Origin of the sequence: Rahnella sp. RcJ3 (assembly GCF_009498575.1) — a bacterium.
GTDB classification, from domain to species: Bacteria; Pseudomonadota; Gammaproteobacteria; order Enterobacterales; family Enterobacteriaceae; genus Rahnella; species Rahnella aceris.
Genome location: NZ_QSNX01000051.1, coordinates 1 through 1,234 on the forward strand (window position 1 = coordinate 1; position 1,234 = coordinate 1,234).

At 47.2% G+C, this 1,234-nt stretch carries 1 protein-coding gene; it reads right to left on the reverse strand.

Features of this window, described 5'->3' with window-relative positions; translation table 11 throughout:
- Window positions 1-18: 18 nt before the first annotated feature.
- Window positions 19-1,169, reverse strand: a protein-coding gene (locus DXU84_RS24905; RefSeq protein ID WP_153376842.1) for an IS3 family transposase whose coding sequence is annotated in 2 segments (ribosomal slippage) — window positions 19-935 and window positions 935-1,169 — 1,152 coding nt in all. Because the reading frame shifts where the segments join, the coding sequence is not laid out codon by codon here.
- Between the last annotated feature and the right edge of the window lie 65 nt (window positions 1,170-1,234).

Below are 1,234 nucleotides of genomic sequence, written 5' to 3' on the forward strand. Positions count from 1 at the left end.
TGAATAGACCCTAGTTTCCTAGACTGTTCCGTGCCTCATGAACCAGGCACTTTCATAAACTGCAGGGGGTTGATCCTCACAGGCACTGTGGCGGCGTTTAGCATTATAAAACATCTCGACATAATCGAAGATATCAGCCTTCGCTTCTTCCCTATTTTTATAGATCCGTTTCTTTATGCGTTCCCGTTTTAGCAACTGGAAAAAGCTTTCTGCCACTGCGTTGTCATGGCAATTACCCCGACGACTCATGCTGCTTTTTAAATTGTGAGCTGTCATAAAATGCTGACATCTTTCGCTCGTATATTGAGAGCCCTGATCTGAATGGATTAATACTTCTGCCGTTGGTTTACGTCGCCATACCGCCATCAATAATGCATCCATTACTAACTCAGCGGTCATTCGTCCGCCCATGCTCCAGCCGATAACCTTGCGTGAGAAGAGATCAAGAACAACAGCCAGATACAGCCAACCCTCATGCGTCCTTATATAAGTCATGTCACTCACCCAATGCGTATTTGGGGTTGGGACAACGAACTGGCGTTCAAGGTAATTTGGACTGGCAAAAGAAGGCTTTCCGCCACCGTAATAGCGTCGTTTTCGGTATCCAGTCTGAGATGCTAGTTCAGCGAGCCTCATCAGGCGCGCGATCCTGTTACGTCCGACGCATTCACCCAGATCTTTCATATCGAGCCAGATTTTTCGATAGCCGTAAACCGTACCGCTTTCAAGCCACAGTTGTTTAATCAAGCCTGTTTGCCGTTCATCTTGCCGGGTACGCAAAGATTTAGGCCGCTTTAGCCACTGGTAATAACCGCTGTGATGGAGGCCAAGAACCAGGCATAACCTGCGTACAGCATAAAAGGACGACATTTTTTTAATGAAGGCGTACTTCAGCCTGACGTTCTTGCAAAGTACGCGGCGGCCTTTTTTAAGATATCCCGCTCTTCAGTTACTCGCTTAAGTTCTTGCCTGAGGCGCTTTACTTCATGCTGAAGTGCATCGTCCTGCTTACGCTGCGGCTCCGGCTTCTGGTAGCGCTTAACCCAGGCGTAAAGACTATTAGTGGAGACACCAAGTCGAGAGGAGACCTCAGATACAGGGTACCCCTGCTCAGTGATCTGTTTTACGGCTTCAATTTTGAATTCTTCAGTGAACGTTTTGACTGACATAAACACTCCTTCATTAGGCCTCCATTATGAGGCAAAAAAGTGTCTACGAAACCCGGGTCTATTCA